Source organism: Kordiimonas sp. (assembly GCF_965216265.1).
Classification (GTDB): Bacteria; Pseudomonadota; Alphaproteobacteria; order Sphingomonadales; family Kordiimonadaceae; genus Kordiimonas.
On record NZ_OZ244153.1, the window covers coordinates 395891 to 420292 of the forward strand.

Below are 24402 nucleotides of genomic sequence, written 5' to 3' on the forward strand. Positions count from 1 at the left end.
AGGGGGAGACAAGAAAATGGCGAAACATAAAACCGCACCTGCGGCAAAGTTCCTGCTGGCGATTGCCGCCATCATCGTGCTGATCCTGATCGCGGGCGTGCTGTTCACCAGCAATCAGGGCACCATGTTGCGCTGGGCATTTGTGCCAACCCACGAGATTGCCAGTGAAGACCACCGCGAAGCGCCAGATTATGCCGATGAGAGCGCATGGGCTGCACGGCCCGGCCTTGACAGCCAAGCCACCCTGCTGCCGGAAGGTGTGGTGCAAACCATGATGCTGCCTGCGGTAGACGTCTTTTACATCCACCCCACAACCTACATGAGCAAAGACCGCTGGAACGCAGAGCTTGAAGGCGACGAAGCCGCCGTGCGCAGGCGGACGAACTTCACCATGCGCTATCAAGCCAGCGCCTTTAATCTCGCGGGTCAGGTTTATGCACCGAAATACCGGCAGGCTGCCTTTGGTGCCTTTTTTGACGACAGCGGCCAGGGCGTACAGGCCATCGTTCGTGCCCATGCTGACGTCCTGAACGCTTTTGACTATTACCTCGCGAACGACAACGCCGGGCGGCCTTTCATTCTGGCCGGCCACAGCCAGGGCGCGCTTCATGCTCTTCTCCTGCTGGCGGAACGTATCGCCCCCATGCCTGAGCTGCGTGACCGCATGGTTGCGGCTTATGTCATTGGCTGGCCGGTGAGCCTTGAGGGCGACCTTGGCGCGCTTGACGGCATCGGTGCTTGTGAAAGCCCCAAGGAAACCGGCTGTGTGATCTCATACCAGAGCTTTTCGAAAGACGGTGACCCAAGCGGCCTTCTGGATATGTTCGCCAAAACACCGGGCCTGAACGGCAAGGCTCGTGCAGGCACCACCATGCTGTGCACCAACCCGCTCAACTGGCACGTGGGCGGTAAAGCCAGCCGCGAAGCCAACCTTGGCGCCATTGAGCTGCTGCCTGACCCCGGCCCGATCTCTGCGCCCATAGAGGGCCTCACCGGTGCGCGCTGCGGCCAACGCGGTATTCTGTATCTTACGGAGCCACCGCAAGGCAGCTGGCGCGAGTATCTGATGACGGGTGAGAATTATCACGGTTATGACATTAACCTGTTCTACATGAACATTCGCGCCAATGCCGCCGCGCGTGCCAAAGCATGGCTGGAGGCCAACCGTTGAGCAAACAGGTCACCGTTCTTGAGCTCAAGGCCCGGATGAAACCCCGGCAGCGCCTTCTGGGCATGGACCCGGGCACCAAAACCATTGGCCTTGCGCTTTCAGACATCACCTTCACTGTCGCAACGCCGCTTGAGATTATCCGGCGCAAACGCTTCAAGGATGATGTTGCGCGGCTTGAGGTATTGGTGGCGGAGCATAACATCGGCGGCTTCATTATCGGCTGGCCAGTAAATATGGACGGCAGCGAAGGCCCGCGCTGCCAGTCGGTGCGTGCCTTCTCCGACAATCTCGGCAAGGTGTTTGACCTGCCTCAGGTTCTTTGGGACGAACGCTTGTCCACAAGTGCTGTTGAGCGTACACTTCTCGAAGCAGACAGCAGCCGCGCGCGTCGTAAGGACGTGATCGACAAGATGGCGGCGGCCTATATTCTTCAAGGAGCATTACATGCGCTTTGACCCAGAAATAAGCGTCGATAACGGCCCGAATATCGACAGCCTCCTGCGCGCCAACTTCCCCACCGAATTTGAAGCCAACCTTGTGCGCAAGCTAAGGACAGCCGAGCGCATGTGCGCAGAACACGGGCTGTGGGACAAGGGCGCGCTTGTGGGCTACATCGGATACAGCCGGGTGCATATTGAAGGCATGGACAGCAAGCGTGAAATATGGGGCCTTGGCCCCATGGCTGTTGATACGGAGCACCAGCGGCAAGGCATCGGCGGCAAGTTCCTGCAGGAAAGTCTGGCCGCCATTGAAGCCGATGCGCTTGTGCTTCTGGGCCACACCAGCTTTTATAACAAGGTAGGGTTTCAGCCCGCCGCAGACTTCGGCCTGACCTACAGCGATAACGACGCCCAAAACGCGCACTTCATGGCGCTTGAGTGCTGGAAAGGCGCGCTTGAAGGCCATGCTGGCCGCGTGGTCTATGAACGCGTGTTTTATGACGAGTAATACCCGTGCCTTCACACGCTGAAAAAAAGGTCCCCCTGCCCGGCCAACCGGTGAAAGGATCATCGTCAGGCCGCCCGATAATGGCAGCGCTTGATCTTCTGGGCCGACGTTGGAGCCTGCGCGTCATATGGGAGCTGCGCGACGGCGCCATAGGCTTTCGGGAAATGCAGGCCCGGTGTGGCGGCATGTCCCCCAGCGTGCTTTCAACCCGCCTGAAGGAACTTGAAACCGCCAAAATCATCGAAAGCGACGATGACCGTCGCTGGCGGCTTACCCCGCTTGGGCTTGACCTCATCAAGGCCTTTGGCCCCTTGCATACATGGGCTGGACGCTGGGCAGAAGAATTCTAGCGGCCTGCCCCTTTCCTCTCCCCTCGGCCTTTCAACCATGGCTTTTCAACTAGCCCGGTCACGCGCCTGTTTTTAAACAAACTGCCCTTCCGGCCTTGAAACTCCAACTCCGAATGCTACGTTTTTAGTATCGATACTATTTCAGTATCATTCGAAGGAGAAAGCAAATGCCGTTTACCCCTGCTGTCAGCCCGCTTGAGCCCCCCTATGAACCAGCCATGGAAGCCACGCTCAAAAAATGGATGCCACCCGGCGCACCGTTTGAACCGCTCGTGCTTTTCCGCACCCTCGCCAAAAACACAAGCCTGATGGACGCCATGCTGCCGCTCGGGGCTTATTTTCTGGGCAAAGCTTCGCCGCTTAGCCTGCGCGTACGGGAGATGCTTATCCTGCGCACTTGTGCCCAAATGGCATGCGAGTATGAATGGGGCGTGCATGTCACCGCCTTTGCAGACGCTGCAAACCTTTCAGCGGAAGACGTGAAAGCTGTATCACACGGAAGCGCTGATGATGCGCGCTGGACTAAAGGCGAACGCGCCGCGCTTCTGGCCTGTGATGATATTTTAGGGCAAGCGAGCATTTCCGAACCGGTGAAATCCTGGCTTCACGCTACCTATAATGAGGGTGAGACCATGGCCATCATGGTGCTTGTTTCCTGGTACAGGCTTATCGCTACCGTCGCCAACAGCTGCTGCGCGGAGCCCGAGCCATGGGCCGCGCGCTTTAAAGGCCATAATACCACGGCACAAACAGCGTGAAGGTCACCCACAGCACCACCACCAGCGGCACACCAAAGCGCAGGTAATCGCCAAAAACATACCGGCCCGGCCCCATAACCAGAAGGTTGGTCTGATAACTTACCGGTGTGGCGAAGGAGCAGTTGGCAGCAAAAATAACCGTCACCACAAAAGGCAAGGCAGGAAGCTCCAGCTGGTTCGCCATATCCACCGCGATAGGCGTGAACAGGATGGCGGTTGTGTTGTTGCTGAGGATATTTGAAATTACCGCAATAAGGATAAACAGCGCCGAGAGCATAACCGGTGCAGATGCACCCTGAAACGTCTCAACCAAACCCATGGCCAGAAACGCGGCACCGCCGGATGCCTCCATCGCTGCGCCCATACCAAGAGCCGCAGCCACCAGCAGATAGACCCGGCGATTCACTGCCCGGCTGGCCTGATGCACCGTCAGGCAACCACTTGTTACCATCAGGAAAGCGCCGCCGACTGCGGCAATAACAATAGGCAACAGTCCACTTGCAGACGCAAACACAGTGCCAAGAAAAATAAGCCGCGCAGCCCATTTTTTACCCTTGTCAAGGATAGCGTGGCCCGACCACTCCATCAAAACCACATCGCGGTTATTGCGCAGCGCCCGCATCTGGCCCGCGTTACCGCATACCAGCAGGATATCACCCGCTTCAAGGCGAATGCCATACAGGCTGCTGCGCGGCATTCTCGTTTTCCGCTGCACACCGATGATCATACTGCCCCCCGCCAGAGTCGCGCCCGCCTCTTGCAAGGTTCGTCCCTCAAGGGCTGAGGCAGGCGCCACCAGCACTTCATAAAGGTGCGGCACTTCCGCACTTGCGCCGTTCTGGTGCGGCTCCCACACGACACGGCCACCCCAAAGCATGCCGGTGTCTTCGCTCAGAATATCGTGCAACTGGTCACGGGTCAGCGCGCCAGTCACCACATCGCCTGTCTTGAGGCTGACATCTTCAAACGGCGGCAGGAAAACCTCACCCCGCCGCTCAATCAACCTGACCGTCAGAGCCTCAAGCCCCGGCAGCATACCCGCAACCGCTGTTCTGCCAACATAGGGGCTGCTTGAGCGTAAATGCAGCTGTACAATAAACTGCCTGCCGTGATGGCCGTGGCTGTCGTCAGGCGCTTTTGCGCGCGATTTCAACAAATGGGGTGCAGCCAGCGACAGATAACAAAATCCCACCAAGGCCATCACGAGGCCCGGCACCGTAAAGTCAAAAAAACCGATTTCGTCACCGGTCAGAAACAGATAGCTGCCCGCGACAAGCAGGTTGGTGCTGGTGCCCAAAAGTGTTGTCATCCCGCCAAGAATGGCCGCAAAACTAAGCGGCATCAGCACCCTGCCCGGTGTATCGCCGAGCTTGTTGGCCAGCACGATCATCACCGGCAAGAACATGACCACAACCGGTGTATCGTTGAGAAACGCACTAAGCACCATCACAAACATCAGGCACAACAACACAAGGGTTCTGGGGCGATGGCGGCCATAGCGCAGCAACAAGGTGGTTGGCCCCTCAAATGCTGCCGTCTGGCTCATGCCCTGCCCGATCACCATAAGCGCGAGGATGGTAATAACAGCCGGGTGTGCAAAACCCGCAAGCAGTTCCATGCTCGTCAGCGTCTCGTCACCGTCAAGCGGGATGAAATAGAATATCAGCAACAATGTGACGAGCGCCCCGAGCGATATGATCTCAACAGAGAACCGCTCGCTGGCATAAAAAGATATGGCCCCGACAATGACTGCAAACGTCAGCCACATATGGATCGAAGACATAACAACGTCCATCTGCACCTCCCGTTCCAAGGCCCGTCATCACAAGCAATTGGCAACTTAATATAGCAATAAAAACCACACTGGTTGAGCGAAATCAGACTTAAAGGAAACCATGACCATATAATGGCAGGCGGAGGGCAGGCCATTAGGCCTGCTCGCAACAGCCCATAAGGTCACCTGCGCATCACAGGAAAATGCTTTTGAACAAGTACTTGCGGCCTTGGGCATTTGCCCCTATAAGGCCAGCTTGATGAGCAAGCAAACGACCGAAACGGCCTCTTACCCGCGCGCGGAAGTCTCTCCGCCCTCGGGCCAGCTTTTCCCTCACAAACATCTCCTCGGCATCTGGGCGCTGGACCCCACCGCAATCAAGTATCTGCTTGATACGGCGGACGGTTACGCGGAACAGAACAGGCAGGCGAAAAAGTCCACAGACAAGTGTGACGGCCTGACCCAAATCAACCTGTTTTTCGAGAATTCGACCCGCACGCTGATGAGCTTCGAGATCGCAGGCAAGCGCCTGGGCATGGATGTCACATCCATGTCCACCGGCTCAAGCTCGATCAAGAAGGGGGAAACCCTCCTTGATACCGCAGCGACGCTGAACGCCATGCACCCGGATGTGCTGGTAATGCGCCATGCAGATAGTGGTGCTGTGAAGCTCCTTTCGGAGAAGATGGACTGCGCAGTGATCAACGCCGGTGACGGCCGGTCGGAACACCCGACACAGGCACTTCTGGATGCGCTGACCATTCGCCGCCGCAAAGGCAGGATCCACGGCCAGACCATTGTGATCTCAGGCGATGTGGCGCACAGCCGGGTTGCCCGCTCGAATATATACCTCCTGAACGCCATGGGCGCACGGGTGCGCCTTGTTGCCCCGCCGACGCTGCTGCCCAAAGACGTAGACCGGCTGGGCGTGGAAGTTTTCCACCGTATGGACGAAGGCCTGGAGGGCGCGGACGTTGTGATGATGCTCAGGCTACAGCAAGAGCGCATGCAGGGCGCTTTCCTGCCCAGCCTGCGCGAATATTACCAGTTCTGGGGCCTGACCCACGAGAAACTGAAATACGCCAAGGACGATGTACTTGTGATGCACCCCGGCCCAATGAACCGCGGAGTTGAGATCGCTTCAGACGTTGCAGACGACCTTGACCGTTCCGCGATTGAGGAACAGGTGGAAATGGGCGTGGCCGTTCGCATGGCCTGCCTTGATATCCTGACCAAAGGCTTGAGGGGGGAAAGCGACACATGAGCATCGCTTATATAAATGCCCGCCTAATGGACCCGAAAACCGGGCTTGATACCAAAGGCACGCTCACCACGAATGGTGAAGTGATCACCGCCTTTGGCGCAGACGTATCTGTGCCGGATGGCGCCGAGGTTATCGACTGCAAAGGCCATATCCTCTGCCCCGGTTTTATTGATATGCGCGCCCACAGGGTAGACGCAGAATCAGCCCTCAAGGGTGGCATAACCACAGTGATCCTGCAGCCTGACCAGACCACGGTGATTGATACCGACGCGGTTGTTGAACGCATCCGTCGCCGGTCAGAAGACAGTGAAACCGTGAATGTGTTCCCCATGGGGGCGGCAACCCGCTCCATGCGGGGCGAACAGATTGCCGAGATCGGCCAGATGCAGCAGTCTGGCGCTGTGGCGTTCACAGATTGCCGCACGCCAGTGTCTGATAGCCAGGTCATGCGTAGGCTGCTCGAATACTCGGGCTATTTTGGCGCACTGATCGTACAGTTCGCGGAAGACAAAAGCCTGGCAAGCGGCGCCGTTGCCCATGAAGGCGAGATCGCCACGCGGCTTGGTCTTACAGGTGTGCCTTCGGCCGCCGAAGTGATCCAAATAGAACGCGATGCACGGTTGGCCGAGCTTGTTGGTGCCCGCATTCACTTCGCGCTGATTTCAAGCCGCGAAGGGGTGGACGCCATCCGCGCCGCAAAAAAACGCGGGGTGAAGGTCACCTGCTCCACCGCACCGCACTATCTGATGCTTAACGATAACGCGCTTGAAGGCTACCGCACTTTTGCGAAAGTACGCCCGCCGCTGCGCTCTGAAGAAGACCGGCTTGCGCTGATTGCGGGTTTGGCTGACGGCACCATCGATACCATTGTTTCAGACCATGACCCCAAAAGCGCCGATGTGAAGCGCCTGCCTTTTGGTCAGGCCGATGAAGGCATGGTCGGGTTTGAGACCATGCTGGCGTTGACGCTTGGCTCTGTGCATTCCGGCAAGGTTGACATGATGACGCTCCTGCGCGCACTCACCAGCACACCGGCGGCCCTTCTCGGCCTGCCGTCTGGCAAGCTGGAAGCTGGCGCACCTGCTGATCTGGTGATCTTCGACCCGGATAAACCATGGCGTATCGTGCAGGACGACCTGCTTTCAAGTGCCAGGAACATGCCGTTTGACACGCTGCCCGTTCAAGGGCAGGTTTGGCGGACGGTTGTTGCAGGCAAAGCACTTTATACTGCCTGATGGGTGACAATAGGTAGCAAGCCAGCCCGGGGCAATATGGGGCTGCTTGTTGCTGCGGGAGGGGAGACAAAAGCGTGAGCTTTTCCATTGAAGCACTGGCCGTGCTTGCCTTGAGTTATCTTTTGGGTGCAGTTCCCTTTGGTCTTGTGTTCACAAAACTTGCGGGCCTTGGCGATATCCGCGAGATCGGCTCCGGCAACATTGGTGCAACCAACGTATTGCGCACCGGGCGGAAGGACCTCGCCCTCGCAACGCTCCTTCTCGATGCAGGCAAAGGCGCTATCGCCGTGCTGCTCACCCGCTACTATGTCGCGCCCGAGCTTGCGGCCCTTGCCGGCGCTGCGGCTTTCATCGGGCACTGTTTCCCCGTCTATCTTGGTTTCAAGGGCGGCAAAGGTGTTGCGACCTTCGTGGGCACGCTGTTTGCTATCTCGTGGATGCTCGGGATCGCGTTTGCCGGGCTTTGGCTGTTGGCCGCGGCCCTCTTCCGTATCTCGTCCCTCTCGGCGCTTATTGCTTCGCTCCTTTCCCCGCTCGTGGCATTTTATCTGCAACTTGGGCCGGGTTGGATGCCCATCGCTTTCATGACCCTTGTCATCTATATCCGGCACCGTGACAACATCGCCCGGATAATGAAGGGTGAAGAACCGAAAATAGGCGCCAAGAAGAAATAGACCACACCCGGCGGGTGAGGCGAAACACGCCATACTTAACGCCACACTCGCGCCTCACATACGCCGCATAACCACGCACACTTTATTGACATATGTGGCGAAGTTCGCCACAGTTTCACCATGAACAAAACGGAAACATTGATCAGTTTCTCTGACGAAGAACGACTGGCTCGATTGCGCCTGATCCGCACAGACGGCATTGGCCCTGTACTGTTCCGGCAACTGATCATGCGGTTCGGGAGCGGTGTTACGGCAGCGGAACAAGCGCCGGAGCTTGCGGCCTCTAGCGGCAGGCGCAAACCATTGCGTATAGCTGATGCGCGTGATTGCGCGCGCGAGCTTGAGGCCGTCAACCGTTTGGACGCGCAAGCCTTTTTCTGGGGTGAAAGCGCCTACCCCTACCGACTTGCCGCCACTGAAGATGCACCACCTGTGCTCTATACCCTTGGAAATACTGACCTTTTAAGCCCAACCTCCACGCTTGGCGTGGTGGGTGCCCGAAACGCAAGCGCAAGCGGCATCAAGCTCACCGGCATGCTGGCGGGCAAGGTATCGGACGCAGGCACCGTAATCGTATCCGGGCTCGCGCGCGGTATTGACGCTGCGGCCCATAAAGCATCGCTCAGCGCTACCGTCGCCTGTGTAGCAGGCGGGCTTGATGTGATTTATCCGCGCGAAAATACCGAGCTTTACCATAAGCTTACCAGTGACGGGCTGGTGGTTAGCGAAATGCCGCCGGGCACACAGCCGCAAGCCCGGCACTTCCCGCGCCGTAACCGCATTATCTCTGGCCTGTCGGACGGGGTATTGATTGTGGAGGCGGCGCTGCGATCCGGCTCCCTGATCACAGCGCGCTGTGCCCTTGAACAGGGCCGTGATGTATTTGCTGTGCCCGGCTCACCGCTTGACCCGCGCTCCCAAGGCGCCAACAAACTCCTTAAGGACGGCGCTATACTGGTGGAAAACGCTGATGATATCTTGAATGAGCTGAGCACATGGCACCAAGGCAAACAGCCGATTCTTCAAGCCGATTTTGATTTCACACCGCGCGAAATCGTCACAACCTCAGAACGTATCAGGACTACGACAGAGACCAGCGAGGGCACCTTACTTTCCCTGCTGAGCCCAAGTGCCGTACATATAGATGAGGTTATCCGCCTTTCAGGCTTACCGACCGAAGCCGTGTTGTCCGGCTTTCTGGAGTTGGAACTGGCGGGCAAAATAACGCGTCATGCGGGTGGGAAAGTCAGCCTGAGTTAAGGTTCTCGCCCAATGATATTTTCACAGCTTTTGCAAGAAGGCATTGCATTCCTGCCGTCTTCGAACTAGGTGAAGGCTTAAAGAGTGGGCCTGATTGGGCATAGCTATCAAGGATAGGGACAGACGGACGTATGAACGTCGTAATCGTAGAATCACCCTCAAAAGCCAAAACGATCAACAAGTATCTTGGCAAAGATTTCAAGGTGTTAGCCAGCTTTGGCCACATCCGGGACCTGCCATCGAAAGATGGTTCGGTGAAGCCGAATGAAGACTTTGCGATGGACTGGGTTGTTGACCGCGATTCGAATAAGCGCCTGACCGACATTGCAAAAGCGGTGAAAGACGCTGACCGTCTCTATCTCGCAACTGACCCCGACCGCGAAGGAGAAGCCATCAGTTGGCACGTGCTTGAGGTGCTTAATAAAAAGAAAGCGCTCAAGGGCGTTGAGATCAAGCGCGTTGTCTTTAACGAGATCACCAAATCCGCGATCCTGAAGGCGATGGCCGAGCCGCGCGACCTGGACAGCGAGATGGTCAATGCCTACCTCGCCCGCCGTGCGCTTGACTATCTGGTTGGTTTCACGCTCTCACCGGTTTTGTGGCGCAAGCTGCCCGGTGCTCGTTCTGCGGGCCGTGTTCAATCCGTAGCCCTTAGGCTGGTTTGTGAGCGCGAAAGCGATATCGAGAAGTTCCGCGCACAGGAATATTGGTCTGTTGAAGCAGCGCTGAACGGCCAGTCTGACAAATCTTTCATCGGGCGCCTGTTTGCGTTGCACGGTGAGAAGATCAAGAAATACGGCATTGCCAACGAAGCGCAAGCGACCGAGGCTGCAAGCCTTGTTGAGCGCACGCCGCTTACCGTTACGGCAGTGGAACGAAAACCAGCACGGCGCCACCCGCAACCACCCTTCACCACCTCAACCCTGCAGCAGGAAGCCGCGCGGAAGTATGGTTTCCCCGCAAACCGCACCATGCGCGTTGCTCAAAGCCTTTATGAGGGTAAAACCATCGGCGGTGAGGTCACGGGTCTCATTACCTATATGCGTACCGACGGCGTGACCATCGCGCAGGAAGCCTTGAACGCCACGCGCGGTGTGATTGAATCACGCTACGGCGCCAAATTCCTGCCCGATAGCCCACGGGTTTATAAAACCAAGGCAAAAAACGCGCAGGAAGCACACGAAGCCATCCGCCCGACTGACCCGATGCGCCGCCCTGCAGATGTATCTCATGCGCTCGACGCAGACGAGATGAAGCTTTATGAGCTGATCTGGCGCCGGACGATCGCGAGCCAGATGGAAAGCGCTGTGATGGAGCGCACGACGGTGACGATCCTCAACAGTGACAAGTCTGCCGAACTGCGCTCAACCGGCACTGTTGTTCAGTTTGAGGGTTTCCTGTCTGTCTATCAGGAAGGCCGTGACGATGACGCAGGTGAAGACGAAGCCCGCCTGCCGAAACTGAATGAGGGCGAAGTGCTGACACTTGAACAAGTGACACCGAAACAGCATTTCACCGACCCACCACCACGCTTTACCGAAGCAACCCTTGTCAAAAGGCTTGAGGAGCTCGGCATTGGCCGCCCTTCAACCTATGCATCCATTCTATCGGTGCTAAGGGAACGCAGCTATGTGCATATGGAGCGCAACCGCTTCATTCCCGAGGATAAAGGCCGCCTTGTAACGGCCTTCCTTGAGAAATTCTTCCCGCGTTATGTTGAGTATGACTTCACGGCGAACTTGGAAGAGCAGCTTGACCATATTTCTGCGGGCGAAGAAGACTGGAAAGCTGTGCTCCGTGATTTCTGGGCTGCCTTTAAGCCAAAAACAGAAGAAATCCTCGGCGTGCGCAATTCGGAAGTTATTGATGCGCTTGATGAATATCTTGAGCCAATGCTTTTTGCCGAAAGCGATGAGCCTGGCAAAAACCCACGCAAATGCCCAAGCTGTAGCGACGGCCGGTTGGGGCTGAAAACAAGCCGGTACGGTGCATTTGTGGGTTGTTCCAACTATCCTGAGTGTAATTACACCCGCCCGTTTGGCAGCAATGGCGACGAAAACGGTGAAGGTAGCGACGAACCGGCAAACCTGGGGGAAGACCCTGAGACCGGCGAACCCATCAGCGTGCGTTCCGGCCGGTTTGGCCCGTACATTCAGCTCGGCGAAGCCCAAAAAGGCGGCGAAAAACCAAAACGCGCCAGCATTCCAAAAGATATGGATGCCGGGAACCTGACACTGGAGCAGGCTATCGCCCTACTCTCTCTGCCGCGTGAAGTTGGCCTGCACCCTGAAACCGGCAAGATTATCACGGCATCAATCGGTCGTTACGGCCCCTATGTGGCGCATGACGGCAACTACGGTAAACTGGCCTCAACCGAAGAGGTCTTCTCCGTTGGCCTCAACCGTGCTGTATCTGTAATTGCAGATGCCGCAGCGAAAAAAGGCGGCGGCACCAAAACGGTCCTCAAGGAACTGGGCGAACACCCGGAAGAGGAAGGCCCGATCCGCGTGCTTGATGGCCGCTATGGCCCTTATGTGAACCATAAGCGAACCAATGCAACACTGCCAAAAGGCACCGAGCCAGAGAGCGTAACGCTTGAGCAGGCGCTGGAATGGCTTGCAGCCAAAGCATCCAAGAAGGGCCCAGCCAAAAAGAAGGCTGCCCCTAAAAAAGCAGCAGCCAAGAAAACCACGGCCAAAAAGGCGCCCGCTAAAAAGCCAGCAGCAAAGAGCAAAAAAGCGTCCTGACCGGGGCGCTTTTTCGGTTATACAGGCCCGCCCGCTGCACCGCATCACTCATGACTGTTGCCCTAAGCCTGATTTACGGGCTTAATCGGGCAAAAGGAAAGGATACGCCCCTTGGCGAAATACGAGCCCGGACAACTGCCCAGCCGCGATGAAATTATGGATTTTATCCGCAACTTTCCGGGCAGCAAGGTCACGAAACGCGACATAGCGCGCGCCTTCGGCATCAAAGGGCCTGACAAGGTATTCCTCAAGAAGCTCCTGCGTGAATTGACGGAAGAAGGCCTGCTGACCAAAGACACCGGACATGCACTCAGGGCGTCTGACCGTATGCCAAGTGTTCAGGTTGTCGAGTTCGCCGGTCTTGATGACCATGGCGACCCTCTTCTCAAACCAGTAAATTATGAGGGTGGTGGCACACCGCCCCGCATTTACCTGAGCCAGAAAAAAGGTAAGCAGGCTGGCCCCGCGATGGGACCTGGCGACAGGGCGCTTGTGCGGCTCACACCAGTAAAAGACGAGCCACCTGTTTATCGAGCCAATGTACTCAAATTCCTGAAACCGGCGCCAAAAGCGCTAATGGGTGTGTTTCACGGTGGCCCAAATGGCGGACGCCTGCACCCGGTGGACAAGAAGAACCGTGACGAATACTGGATCGACCGTGACGATGTGATGGGCGCGGTTGAAGGCGAGCTTGTGCTGGCAGAGCCAGTGAAAAGCAAGCGCCAGTCTGGCCCCAAACGGGTGCGGGTAAAAGAGCGGCTGGGTGACGTAGACAGCGCCAAATCTATTAGCATGATTGCTATCCACAGCCTTGAAATTCCTTATGAATTCCCAGATGAGGTGATCAAGGAAGCAGAAGCCGCGAAGCCGGTTACGCTTGGCAAACGTGTTGATCTGAGGGACATCCCGCTTATCACAATTGACCCCGCTGACGCCCGCGACCATGACGACGCCGTTTGGGCTGAGCCGGACGAAGACCCAAATAATGAGGGCGGCTGGCACGCGATTGTGGCCATCGCCGATGTTGCGCACTATGTGCCCAACGGCAGCGCGCTCGACCGCGAAGCCCTGAAACGCGGTAACAGCTGTTATTTCCCTGACCGTGTGGTGCCCATGCTGCCGGAAGCCTTGTCTGCAGACCTTTGCAGCCTGATGCCGGGTGTAGAACGCGCATGCATGGCCGTACATATCTGGTTCGACAAGAACGGCAAAAAGCGCAGACATAAATTTGTGCGTGGTTTGATGAAAAGCGCGGGCAACGTGTCCTATGAGCAAACACAGGCAGCGCTGGAGGGCACCTGCGACGATATCACCGGCCCACTTTTGGAGCCGGTCCTGAAACCGCTTCACGGTACGTTCAAAGCCATCATGAAGGCGCGTGCAAAACGCCAGCCACTTGAACTGGATATGCCTGAGCGCCGCATCGAGCTTGATGAGAACGGCCATGTTGCGGGCATCACGATCCGCGACCGATTTGACGCCCACAAGATTGTGGAAGAGCTGATGATTACTGCGAACGTGTGTGCCGCCGAGGAATTGGAGGCCCACCAGACGCCAACCATGTACCGGGTGCATGAGGAACCGCCGCTCGACAAACTTGAAAGCCTGCGCGAGTTTCTGGCGACCATGGAACTGAACCTTGCCAAGGGTGCGGTTATGATGCCGAGGTTGTTTAATGGCATCCTCGAGAAGGTGAAAGACACAGCCTTTGAGACTTTGGTGAACCAGGTTGTGCTTCGCTCGCAAACTCAGGCCTATTATTCGCCTGACAATATGGGCCACTTTGGCCTCGCCCTGCCCCGATACGCGCATTTCACGTCACCCATTCGACGGTATGCTGACCTTGTGGTGCACCGCGGGCTTGTGCGGGCGCTTGGTTTCGGCAAGGACGGCATGACGGACGAGCAGCGCGACAAGCTGCCCTCGATTGGTGAGCAGATATCGAGCACAGAGCGTCGCGCCATGGCGGCAGAGCGGGAATCTACAGACCGGTATCTTGCCAATTACCTCGCTGACCATGTGGGCGACGAGTTTTTCGGCCGCGTTACAGGGGTCACACGCTTTGGGCTGTTTGTCAGCATTGAGCCATCTGGCGGTGACGGGCTGATCCCGATCTCTGAAATCGGGCTCGACTATTACAGCCACGACGAAACACACCACCGGCTTGTTGGTGAACGCTCGGGCGAAGAGTTTAAGCTGGGGGACCGTCTGAAGGTCAGGCTCACGGAAGCAAACCGTTTCACCGGCGGCCTCAAGCTTGAGTTGGTACGCACGGAAGAAGAGATGGCCGCGATGCGCAAGAACCAGCACAAAAAGCTGGGTGCGCGCCATAATCGCTCAGGCGGCAGGCCAGTACGCGGCAGCCGCAACAAAGATGGCAAGCCAAAGGGTAAAGCTAGAGGCCGATAAACGGCTGGAACATGCGCCCAACCACGCTATGCAGGCGGATAGGGGCATCGGTGACCACAAGGCAGATGCAGTCCTCGCCCTCATCAATGATCGGGCTGTGGTTTTTAAGTTCAGGACCAGCCAGTTCCATCAAGCCCGGTGTATACTGCTCGCCCTCCACGCTATAGCTGCCCCTTAGCACAAGGGTAAACTCGGTGCCGCGATGGTCATGAAGCGGCATTTCTGTGCCGCCACGGGCGCGCAGAAGCCAAAGGCATTCGCCTGATGTATATTTCTTCAGCCGCACTTTTTTCATGCCCGGCCCCATGAACTGCCATTTCAGTTCATCAAGCTCCTTGCCCAGATAGTCCCTGAGCGGAGCCGGCAATGCGCTTTCAAAAGGCGCAGGCGGCGGGGAAGCAATATCTTCATCCACCTCAATACGCTGAAGGATATCCTCAAGCGCGCCCGCATGCATTTTTATCGGCTCGGCTTCATCCAGCAGCCCACCACCGATTGCCTCCGCGTCAGCCACTTTCTCCTGCAGTTCAGGGTGGAAAGCGACGTGGGTTGCAACTACAAGGGATTTTGCCTCGCTGAGCGCACCAGCCGCGTAGGAAACCATCCATTCATCATTCAGCAGACCATGTTTTGTCATGCCAGTTCTCTCAACTCGCTACGCAGTGCCTCAAAGGCAATTCTTATTCTCGATTTCACGGTACCAAGCGGTAAAGCCAGCTTTTCCGCGATCTGGGAGTGGGATAACTCCCGGTAAAATGAAAGCTCGATCACCTCACGCTGTGGCGGTTTGAGCTTTGCAAGCGCGTGGGACACCAGTTTTTTGTGCTGACCCTCAACGGCTGCACTATCAGATTTTTCCGGCGCTATGAGGCTATCCAGATGCCCTGAGACATCAACCTCCGTGTATTTTTGGCGGCGCGTATGATCGATAAACTTGTTGCGCGCGACACGGAAAAGCCAGGTGGAAAGCCGTGCTTTCTCTGGGTCGAACTGAGCCGCTTTGCGCCAAAGCGTTACCATCACTTCCTGCGCCAACTCTTCCGCTTTTTCACCATCAAGCCCAAGGGTCATGAGGTGTGATTTCACACGCGGTGCGAAATAGGAAAACAGCTGAGCAAAAGCAGACTTATCCCGAAGGTCGGCCACTCTTTTGGCCAACTCCTCGTGAGATACAGCCTGCTTTTTGCGTGCAGAAAAAATATTGATAACCCCGGCTTGAGCATTGCTCCCAAGCTTGACATCAGCATTTGAGATGATTGGTGTCAAGCGCCGCGAGCCTTGATCCTCACGCAGCGCCTGCACCGTCCGGGGGTCGACCGTATATTTCTCTGCTCTCATGACTGTTCTACGCGCAACTGGACGCGTTAGATCAAAGCCAGAGGACAAAATCATCAAGGACGACCAAAAGAAAAGGCAGCCCGGAGCTGCCTCTTTGCCTTTTCGGTTTTTTGCCCGTGTCTATTCGGCCATCATGCGCCAGTATCCGGTGAGCTCTTCCATGGTACGAACGGCCAGCGTTTCACCAACGGCTTGCTCGCTATAGCCCTCCTGCTCCACATATTCCTGGAAGCCACGGTCGGTCGCTTCATAGCGCTTCACCTCACGGGTTGGTGGCATTGCTTCCGTATACAGGCTGGTGATGGTTTCACCGGTTTCCACCTGCACTACATTGACCTGGAACGCGAGACCGCTCTGGCTCTCATAGCTTGGGGCAAGCAATATCTCGACCATATAGTCGGCTTTGCCGAGCATGGCGTTGATCTCAAGCCCGTGGGTATTCACCTGCTCGTTTGACTTGGCATCCTTGCCCTGCACGCGCGTGATCATGTCACGGTCAATAAGCCGTGCGCCGCCTTTGATCATGGTGTTCTTGAAACTGCCCTGCACCTTCCAGTTCAGGATTTCTTCAAGGTTTTTGCGGGCCTGATCCTTGTTCAGGCGCACCGTGCCGCTGTATTCATAGGCCTGCGCATCAACACTTCCCGGCCGCGTGCTTGTGGTGGTGCGTGTATCTCGGGTGCCGTGCAACTGTCCGTTGGCATGGGTGTGCATATTGGTGCTGGTAGTGGTGTTGCGCGTAATTGTTGGTGTTTTCACCTCAAGCGCACGCGCCTGATAGTCGATATAATAGGTCACCACTTCGTCGGAAAAATCACGGTTCCAGAAAACAACAAACCTTGGCCGCTTAACCCGCTTGTTCTCTTCCCGAAACGCATTGATCGACGGTGTCTGGTCTGCCAAGGGTGGCGGAGGGCGCCGCTGAAGCGTTGTTGGCACGCCCTCGCGCATTTCCTGCGCGATAGCAACCTGATCAAGCGACGCAGCGCCCACCAAGGTCATTGCAACGAGGCTGACGGTGCTCAAGGTACGTTTCATGATCATTCCCCCTCATCAACTTCGATCAGGTAATAGCCAATATCCATGGAGATGGACATTTCGCGGTAAACGCTGGTCGAGCGCGGCTGCAGGAAAACACGCTGCCACGCGGTTTCAGGCTCCGCCGGGAACTGATCAACATCCATAAAGGATGTGCGCACCAGAACTTCCTGCGGGTAATCAGTGCAATTGATCAGCCGCGCCATCACCTCAAGTGTGCCCGTATCAGTACGGCGGGCAAAAACACCTTGTGGCAAGATTTTCTTGGCAATATTTTTGTCAATAATCTGCACAGAGTTGAGTGCAATGGGTGTCATTGCGCCGCGCACACCAGAAACGATAGCCGGGCCCGAAGGGCCCAGCTTTTTGAACGCGCGGAAGTCACATTTCACAACATTCTGCGCTGACGCAGCTTGCGCCAGCAAGAGGGCTGCAGCCGCCCCCACAACAGTTTTTACTGCAAAACGGCCAAACCGAGTTTTCATTACTCTGCTCCTTCAGAAGTGCCCGCTGGAATGCCAGGTGTTTCATCGGCAAGCCATGTCCGGAACGCCACGTTCATACGTTGTACGTCTTTGTCCTGCTTCCGCATTTGTTTCCAGTCGAGCCGCGCACCAGGACTCGATTCCGCAATCATCGTCGCTGGGCGAGACCGGGTCCACACAACGGCGCATTCGTCACCACCCGCCACAAGGGCTGCATCCTGCATTGGCGGCACTTCACCGCCTTCACCGATAAATTCAGCAGCGTAATGCAAGCCACCAACGTTATCGATGCTTTCGGTTGCCACCGTGACATAGCGCGGCAGGTTATCCCACTGGCGGGTATCTGCCTCTGGTTTTGCTGCTTCAGACGCGGCACCAAACAGCCCCCCGATGAGGGCAATGCCTGCACCCACAAGGGCAGCATCACCATCACCACCATAAAGCCCTGCCATGGCAGTCACTGTGCCTGCTGTTGTCATCACATTGCCAACAGCGGCTGTGGTTTCCTTGAACTGTGCCTTGCCTTCGAGAATACCGTCCACCGGACGGCCACCACGTGTTGAGGCCTGCCAGTAGATGTCTTCCATCACATAGGCCGCTGGCTCGTAACGCACGTTACCGTCACCATCCAGCACAAGCGGACGGGCGCCACTTTCAACAAACCTGTCGTCTGTGCGGAACTTGAGGATTTCCTTGTATTCACCATCCCCATACTTCACAGGACCAGTGCCAAGCTCGGTCAGGAACAGCACGTTATGACCTGGCGCAGGTGGTGTCAGGTCATTGCGGAACGCTGCGGCTTTAGCAAACGAATCGTCACCACTACGCCCCTGGCACTGCAGCGACCAGCCATCGAGATAGTTCATCAGCGCGAAATCAGCCTGAAAATCTTCGGCTTCGGATACCGTGTCCTGATATTCGCCTGAGCGGAACATGGCACGGGCATTCTCGTAATCGCCTTCGGCCAGATACACAATCCCGCGATAATAATAGGCCATGGCACGCTCATAAGGCTCGCCTTTATAGTCCTTCACCGATTCCGACTGGAATTTGGATTTCGCCGCTTTTGCCTGTTCGTTGTCAGCGTAAATTGCCTCGATCTTATCGAGGGAACGGTCGAACGCCCATTCCGCATGGTCAAGATAACCAAGCTCAAGTGCCGCAACACCAAGGCGGTTGAAGTTCAGCACCGCGTTGCGCTCACCTTCGATATAAAGGCTGCGATAGTAGGGCTGGAGCGGCTCTGGCCGGTCTGAGACATACAGGCGGGTTTCAGCCGGATATGGCCCCATGCCGTATTCTTTGGCCAACGACTTTTCGAGCTTCTTGATCTCTTTATCGTAGGATTTACTGGCTTTTTTATTCGCCTTCTGGACAGCTTTCAGCTCTTTTTTGACGGCTTTATAGTCGTCTTTAAGAGCCTTCTTTTCTTCTTTGCTCAGGTCTTTGTTTTTGAGGGCAGCCTTCAGCTCGGCATAACGTCCTTCTAAAAACTGTTCCTGGGAAATTGCTTCTGCTGAAATCGGTGGTGAAGCGCGCAGTTCCATAAGGCGCTCGCTATCATCAGCATAGGCAGGGTGAAAAAACAACACACTCGCAACAGCAACGGCCGAAATTCGGCAAGCAGACGTAGTCATCGCTCGTCTCCTCTAGCGATATATATTTTCAAAGATGTATGGAGTGCGGCGTCTCTGGCCGCCGCACAGCAATGTTTTAGCGGTAAACCACGTCATCCGCGGCTGCCTTGGACAGCTCGTACATGCCGCTCCAGACGATAATCCCGCGCTCAAGATCAACCATTTCAAAGGTGATCTGGGTATAGCGTTGCATCATGCCAGTACGGGCATCGCGGCTGTCGGCAGACGCAATCGTGCCGCCAAGGCGGTAATCACCACCAGCTTGCGACGCGGTCATGCCTGTTGTGCCGGTGTCAACAACACCATCACGTTTCAGGTTACGTTCCTGCTGCACCATGTTCGCATAGTTACGGCCCACAAAAATCATACGGCCTTGCGAAGCACGGTTCAGGTTCACCCGCAACCGGTTGGTAATCAGGTCTTTGTTGATCCGCTGTGTGCTGTCGTTCATGAAGAACTCGCTATCCACGATAACCTGTGGCGGATTGGCAGCGTTTGCCAGCATCGGATTAGCCAACATGTCCCGCATCATACGGTCTGTCATAGACTGGATATCATTGGATTCGATACCCACGCCCGCAACGGCACCCTGACGTCCCGGATCTTGGGAAATAGTGGAAACCCCCGCAGAATTATCTACAGATGGCCCACAAGCAGACAAAAGGCCTGCCGCCACGCCAACAACCGCAAACTTGCTAAGACGTGACTTGGTTACACTTTGCTTAGTCATAAACTCCCCCATCAAAAGTATGAAATGACTGAAAAACGCTAATGAGATTCATCATTTAATTCAAGTCATCAAAAATTTAGGTTCCATTTTCATCGCCCGACGGCGACAAATGTCCAACAAATTCAACTAAAACCATACTTTTTTACCTGCCCAACATGCATCACTGCCTAATATTTGTGCATTAACCATATGTGATTTCTTTCAAAAATCAGCGCCGTCACCTCTCAGACCAGTTCCAGCCCTGCAACAGATTCGAGTCTCCACACTCAACAACACGGTTGCATTACAAATTGCCCCGCCGCCTTCCCGTTGCTAACAATATGTTGTTCGGGCCACCGCCCCACGAGCAAGTCGTTAGGCAGTAAAACCATGGGAGACACGGTAATGACACTGCATAATCTTCTCTTGTTACCTCGCCTTCAGCCGCTTTCGGACTTAAGTGTCCTCATCGCACGGCTTGTGGTGGGAGCTTTTCTGGTTTGGGGTGTGCTTGACAATATACTGAGCGCTGAGCGCATGGCAGAATTTGTAAGCTTCCTGGCAGCCTATAAATTCCCACTACCTGAGGTAATGGCACGGCTATCCGTATGGGTCCAATTTCTGATCGGGGTCTCTTTCATTCTTGGCCTCGGCACGCGCCTCGCGGGCCTGCTTTGTGTGATGAACTTCATTGTCGCCATCGCGATGGTTGATATGCACGGCGGCATCCGCGCGAGTTTCCCGTCAGCTTGTCTCATACTGTTTGGGTTTTATTTCGCCACAAGTGGTGCTGGCCGCTTGGCTCTGGATCATATGCTCGCCCGTCAGGAAGAGCCTCATGATTGAAACACTGGGGCGACATAAATTCGCAACCAATATCGGCACTTGTGAAATTGAATGGACGGAAGCAGGCATTTCACGCTTCCGCCTGCCAGATGCGAGCCGCGCGACTGGTGCCCTGAAGATCGGCGCGACCGACCCCAATGACCTGCCGTTATATATTGCCGAAGCCCTGACCCTCACACGGGCTTCGCTGAATGGTGCCCGCACCGACCTGTCCAAGCTCAAGCTCGACCTCAGCTACGCACCCGCGTTTAACCGGCGTGTGTATGACCTTGTGCTGACGATCCCATTTGGCCAAACTATGACCTACGGAGAAGTGGCACGCGAGGTCGGCGCACCCGGCGGCGCTCAGGCCGTCGGTCGCGCCATGGCAGACAATAAAATCCCACTTATCGTGCCCTGCCACAGGGTGCTGGCCGCTGACGGCAAAATGCATGGTTTCTCAGCGCCCGGCGGTGTGGCCTCGAAACGCAAGCTTCTGGAAATTGAAGGCGCGATTGAGCCGGAACCACCGACCCTTTTTGACTTCATTGATGGACCAACCACCCGGTAAGCCTGCACCGCGTCTCTATGCTACAACTTTGGAAAAGGCCTCAAAGCTCCGCTTGATGCTGTCAAACGGGTCATCCGGGTTATCATGCTCCACAAAGAAATGGCTAAGCCCTGCGGCTTTTCGGTGTTCAAACACTGAGTTGAAATCAAGCTCACCGTCACCGACTGAGACCATGTTGCCCTGCCCGTCCATGTCTTTCACATGCACACAAGGCACCCGCCCCTGCAATTTCTCCATCAATGGCAACGGGTCCTGCTTTGCCTTGGCTAGCCAGAAGAGGTCGAGCTCAAAATTAACGAGGTCCGCCTCCGTCTCCGCCATCAGGATATCAAAAGGCGTGACGCCGCCGTCTGCGATAAACTCAAACTCATGGTTATGATAACCAACCTGCACGCCAGCGGCCTTGGCCTTCTCGCCGGTCACGTTGAGAATGTGAGCGATTTCGCGGAACCGGTCCAGCGTGCGCTGCTCCGGCGGCAGCCACGGCAAGATCAGATTTTTGTGACCGAGCGCGTCAGCAATCTCAAGCGCCCTGTCAAAATCGCTGGCAAACACCTCTGGGCTCATGTGGGCAGAGGGAGCAAAAAGGCCGTTATGCTCCAGCATCGCCTTGATCTCTGCGAGCGGTTTGTCAAAATAGCCCGCAAACTCAACCTCGCGGTATCCAATGGCCGATACACGCTCAAGTGTGCGAGCCATATCTTCCGCCATAGCGTCACGCACCGTATACAGTTGAACACCAATTGCCTGGTCTGCATGAGCAAAAGCTGGTTTCATAATACCCTTCCCGATTGCGACGCCCGCAAGCGCGCTTGCACCAACGCTCAGAAGGAAGTTCCGTCTGCTTATAGTCATCTTCATCACAAGGCTCCTGCTTTCATCTGATCGGCAGCAAAATGCGCTGCCCGCGCCGACAGCGCCATAAAGGTAAGGGATGGGTTTTGACAGGCGGTTGACGCCATTGCCGCCCCATCTGTCACAAAAAGGTTAGGTATTTCATGGCATTGGTTGAACTTGTTGAGATAGCTGTCTTTTGGGTCATGTCCCATCCGTGCTGTTCCCATCTCGTGGATGGCAATGCCAGGAAAGCTTTCCTCCCTGAAGCCCTGCACATTCTTGAAACCCGCGGCTTTCAGCATCTCGACAGCAGTTTTCTCCATATCAGCTTGCATTTTAAGCTCGTTGTCGCCATACGCGCAGCTGATCTCAAGAAGTGGCATACCCCATTTATCAGTTTTAGTGCCGCTTAACGAAAGATGGTTCTCATAGGCTGGCAGCATCTCGCCAAACCCACCAAGACCAAACTGCCACCTACCGGGGCGCTGTATCGACCGCTTGAAGTCCTCACCAATGCCCTTCCTGGATGTTTCGCTCCACCAATTTTCCCGGCCAGCACCACCTTGAAAACCATAGCCCCGCAGGAAGCTTGTATCGGGCTCCGTCACATTCTTGAAGCGCGGCACGTATATCCCGGTCGGGCGGCGTCCCTGATAATATAGATCCTCAAACCCTTCAGCCTCGGCACGGGCACCTGCCCCCGTAATATGATCCATCAGATAATGGCCAAGTGCGGTCCCTACGTTGCCAATCCCATTGGGATACTGGGCGGACCTGGAGTTCATGAGGATATGTGTAGTTGCCAGCGTTGACGCGCACACAAACACCACTCGCGCGGTGATGCGCACATGCTGCATCGTCTCCCTGTCCACCATATAAACGCCGGATGCCTTGCCTGATGTATCGTCATAGAGCACCTGCTGCACTTGAACGTTAGGGATGAGGGTCATGTTGCCGGTACGGTCAGCCGCCGGAAGAGTGGCCGACAGGCTGGAAAAATACCCGCCCCATGAACACCCTCGCTGGCATTGATTGCGAGACTGGCATGGGCCACGGCCAAGCTCTATCTGCTCATCCGTTGGCTCTGTCAGGTGCGCACAACGCCCCATAATGAGCTTACGGCCCGGGAATTTTTCTTCAACTTGTTCTTTTGCATGTTTCTCTACCGTGTTCATTTCAAAAGGTTTTTGAAAAACACCATCTGGCAACTGAGGGAGGTTCTCTATAGAACCGCTAATGCCTGCGAATTTCTCAACATAGTCATACCACGGGGCGATATCGTCGTATCTGATCGGCCAATCGCAGCCGTGCCCGTCCTTTTTATTGGCCTCAAAATCCATCTCGCTCATGCGGTAGCTTTGCCGATGCCACAGCACGGATTTGCCGCCAACACGCGCGCTTCTGATCCAGTCAAAGCGCTTGCCGTCTTTCATCTCGAACGGGTTCTCCCGGTCGTTGATAAAATTGTGCTTGGTGTACTCCGAGAAGGCGTAACATTTTTTCACATGCTCATAGTCATGTGCGGCCTCTTCCTTGCTTACAAGGCCACGGTTGGGCATTTCCCATGGCGCAGAATGCTCGGTCACATAACCATCACCGTGTTCAAGCGGGCTTCCCCGGTCAAGGACCGCAACCTTGAAACCACGCTCGCACATCTCTTTTGCGACCCAGCCGCCGGACATGCCGGACCCAACAACAACCACATCAAAATCATAACGCGTGCTCATGTCACCAGCCCTCATGTTGACCAGCTTCTGTCAGAGGCTGACAGGTTAAACTCATGATACGGACCCGGCACCGGGTCATAGGCCAGCTCAACGGACGCCCCAACTTCAGAGGTGTAGTAGCCAATGAGTGTCATTTCCTTGAGCTTGCGATAGAAACCTGAGAAATGCTCCTCGTCCCACAAGGCTTCGTCCAGCGCCTCGACCAAAGTTCTTTGCTGGAAGGCACATGCTGTCGCAAACTCCATGTTCGACACCATGAATGCGGCAAGCCCGGACATGAACGACCCGCGCTCCTCACCACTGAGCCACGACGTAAGCGCCATATCGATGAACGCAGGCACCCCTGCACCAATCGCACCCGGCGTTTCCGTCTCGGGGATGATGATATCGCTGATAATGCTGACATAGCGCAATTGCTTAGCATTTAGCGTGCGGTTAGTTTCCGACGCATTCATATCGGCAGCAAGCGCGCGACCAAGGATAAGCTCCGAGCTTGGCAACAAGGCCCCGCCCACAAGCGCGGATAAGCCCATGAGCAGGCGGCGCCGGTCTACTCCAACCCGTTTGGATATATCTAAAGGTTTCATCTTCCCTCCCCAATGAAACCGGTGACCTAAAGATGCAGCGCGAGGCTGGGAGAATTAT

Annotated in this window: 23 protein-coding genes; 13 read left to right on the forward strand and 10 right to left on the reverse strand. The window is 55.8% G+C overall.

Annotation, left to right across the window (positions count from 1 at the left end; translation table 11 throughout):
• Positions 1-16 precede the first annotated feature (16 nt).
• From ACOOGA_RS01830 to ACOOGA_RS01850, 5 genes are all read left to right on the forward strand, one after another.
• Complete coding sequence (locus ACOOGA_RS01830; protein WP_417461092.1) at positions 17-1171, forward strand: DUF3089 domain-containing protein; 1155 nt, start codon at positions 17-19, stop codon at positions 1169-1171.
• Complete coding sequence (gene ruvX, locus ACOOGA_RS01835) at positions 1168-1626, forward strand: Holliday junction resolvase RuvX (protein ID WP_417461093.1); 459 nt, start codon at positions 1168-1170, stop codon at positions 1624-1626. Before ACOOGA_RS01830 ends, ruvX begins: the two co-directional genes overlap by 4 nt.
• Complete coding sequence (locus ACOOGA_RS01840) at positions 1616-2119, forward strand: GNAT family N-acetyltransferase (RefSeq protein ID WP_417461094.1); 504 nt, start codon at positions 1616-1618, stop codon at positions 2117-2119. Before ruvX ends, ACOOGA_RS01840 begins: the two co-directional genes overlap by 11 nt.
• 80 nt (positions 2120-2199) lie before the next feature.
• Positions 2200-2469 (forward strand): winged helix-turn-helix transcriptional regulator, encoded by a 270-nt coding sequence (locus tag ACOOGA_RS01845; RefSeq protein WP_417461095.1) that lies wholly within the window; start codon positions 2200-2202, stop codon positions 2467-2469.
• 167 nt (positions 2470-2636) lie between these two features.
• Positions 2637-3227 carry a carboxymuconolactone decarboxylase family protein gene (locus ACOOGA_RS01850; protein WP_417461096.1) on the forward strand — a complete coding sequence of 197 codons (591 nt, stop codon included), beginning with the start codon at positions 2637-2639 and terminating at the stop codon, positions 3225-3227.
• Here ACOOGA_RS01850 and ACOOGA_RS01855 read toward each other — a convergent pair.
• Entirely contained in the window at positions 3193-5022 is a 1830-nt protein-coding gene (locus ACOOGA_RS01855; protein WP_417461097.1) for an SLC13 family permease, read from the reverse strand. The genes ACOOGA_RS01850 and ACOOGA_RS01855 overlap by 35 nt on opposite strands.
• Positions 5023-5260: 238 nt before the next feature.
• On the opposite strand from ACOOGA_RS01855, the gene ACOOGA_RS01860 reads away from it, so the two are divergent.
• The 6 genes from ACOOGA_RS01860 (at position 5261) to rnr (ending at position 14590) form a co-directional block, all read left to right on the forward strand.
• Complete coding sequence (locus ACOOGA_RS01860) at positions 5261-6265, forward strand: aspartate carbamoyltransferase catalytic subunit (protein ID WP_417461098.1); 1005 nt, start codon at positions 5261-5263, stop codon at positions 6263-6265.
• Complete coding sequence (gene pyrC / locus ACOOGA_RS01865; RefSeq protein ID WP_417461099.1) at positions 6262-7500, forward strand: dihydroorotase; 1239 nt, start codon at positions 6262-6264, stop codon at positions 7498-7500. Before ACOOGA_RS01860 ends, pyrC begins: the two co-directional genes overlap by 4 nt.
• 74 nt (positions 7501-7574) lie before the next feature.
• A complete protein-coding gene (gene plsY / locus ACOOGA_RS01870) occupies positions 7575-8174 on the forward strand; it encodes a glycerol-3-phosphate 1-O-acyltransferase PlsY (protein WP_417461100.1) in 600 nt (199 codons plus the stop codon).
• Between the two features lie 120 nt (positions 8175-8294).
• Positions 8295-9434, forward strand: a complete 1140-nt coding sequence (gene dprA / locus ACOOGA_RS01875; RefSeq protein ID WP_417461101.1) for a DNA-processing protein DprA — start codon at positions 8295-8297, stop codon at positions 9432-9434.
• Between the two features lie 131 nt (positions 9435-9565).
• The gene (gene topA, locus ACOOGA_RS01880) at positions 9566-12181 is read left to right on the forward strand and encodes a type I DNA topoisomerase (protein WP_417461102.1); all 2616 of its coding nucleotides are present in this window, start codon (positions 9566-9568) and stop codon (positions 12179-12181) included.
• Positions 12182-12292: 111 nt separating this feature from the next.
• Positions 12293-14590 (forward strand): ribonuclease R, encoded by a 2298-nt coding sequence (gene rnr, locus ACOOGA_RS01885; protein WP_417461103.1) that lies wholly within the window; start codon positions 12293-12295, stop codon positions 14588-14590.
• On the opposite strand, the gene ACOOGA_RS01890 is transcribed toward rnr, so the two are convergent.
• From ACOOGA_RS01890 to ACOOGA_RS01915, 6 genes are all read right to left on the reverse strand, one after another.
• Complete coding sequence (locus ACOOGA_RS01890; protein ID WP_417461104.1) at positions 14577-15227, reverse strand: ChrR family anti-sigma-E factor; 651 nt, start codon at positions 15225-15227, stop codon at positions 14577-14579. The genes rnr and ACOOGA_RS01890 overlap by 14 nt on opposite strands.
• Positions 15224-15928 carry a sigma-70 family RNA polymerase sigma factor gene (locus ACOOGA_RS01895; protein ID WP_417461105.1) on the reverse strand — a complete coding sequence of 235 codons (705 nt, stop codon included), beginning with the start codon at positions 15926-15928 and terminating at the stop codon, positions 15224-15226. Before ACOOGA_RS01895 ends, ACOOGA_RS01890 begins: the two co-directional genes overlap by 4 nt.
• A gap of 120 nt (positions 15929-16048) precedes the next feature.
• Positions 16049-16966 (reverse strand): hypothetical protein, encoded by a 918-nt coding sequence (locus tag ACOOGA_RS01900; protein WP_417461106.1) that lies wholly within the window; start codon positions 16964-16966, stop codon positions 16049-16051.
• A gap of 2 nt (positions 16967-16968) precedes the next feature.
• A complete protein-coding gene (locus ACOOGA_RS01905) occupies positions 16969-17451 on the reverse strand; it encodes a hypothetical protein (protein WP_417461107.1) in 483 nt (160 codons plus the stop codon).
• Complete coding sequence (locus ACOOGA_RS01910; protein ID WP_417461108.1) at positions 17451-19088, reverse strand: hypothetical protein; 1638 nt, start codon at positions 19086-19088, stop codon at positions 17451-17453. Before ACOOGA_RS01910 ends, ACOOGA_RS01905 begins: the two co-directional genes overlap by 1 nt.
• Before the next feature lie 76 nt (positions 19089-19164).
• Positions 19165-19818 (reverse strand): penicillin-binding protein activator LpoB, encoded by a 654-nt coding sequence (locus tag ACOOGA_RS01915; RefSeq protein ID WP_417461109.1) that lies wholly within the window; start codon positions 19816-19818, stop codon positions 19165-19167.
• A 384-nt stretch (positions 19819-20202) separates the two neighbouring features.
• Here ACOOGA_RS01915 and ACOOGA_RS01920 point away from each other — a divergent pair, with 384 nt between their 5' ends.
• Positions 20203-20643, forward strand: a complete 441-nt coding sequence (locus tag ACOOGA_RS01920) for a DoxX family protein (protein WP_417461110.1) — start codon at positions 20203-20205, stop codon at positions 20641-20643.
• Positions 20636-21193 (forward strand): methylated-DNA--[protein]-cysteine S-methyltransferase, encoded by a 558-nt coding sequence (locus ACOOGA_RS01925; protein WP_417461111.1) that lies wholly within the window; start codon positions 20636-20638, stop codon positions 21191-21193. The genes ACOOGA_RS01920 and ACOOGA_RS01925 overlap by 8 nt, the downstream gene beginning before the upstream one ends.
• Positions 21194-21208: 15 nt before the next feature.
• On the opposite strand, the gene ACOOGA_RS01930 is transcribed toward ACOOGA_RS01925, so the two are convergent.
• The 3 genes from ACOOGA_RS01930 to ACOOGA_RS01940 are packed head-to-tail and all read right to left on the reverse strand — an operon-like array spanning position 21209 to position 24344.
• A complete protein-coding gene (locus ACOOGA_RS01930) occupies positions 21209-22054 on the reverse strand; it encodes a sugar phosphate isomerase/epimerase family protein (RefSeq protein WP_417461112.1) in 846 nt (281 codons plus the stop codon).
• A complete protein-coding gene (locus tag ACOOGA_RS01935; RefSeq protein WP_420429343.1) occupies positions 22054-23757 on the reverse strand; it encodes a GMC oxidoreductase in 1704 nt (567 codons plus the stop codon). Before ACOOGA_RS01935 ends, ACOOGA_RS01930 begins: the two co-directional genes overlap by 1 nt.
• Before the next feature lie 11 nt (positions 23758-23768).
• Positions 23769-24344 (reverse strand): gluconate 2-dehydrogenase subunit 3 family protein, encoded by a 576-nt coding sequence (locus ACOOGA_RS01940; RefSeq protein ID WP_417461114.1) that lies wholly within the window; start codon positions 24342-24344, stop codon positions 23769-23771.
• Positions 24345-24402 lie beyond the last annotated feature (58 nt).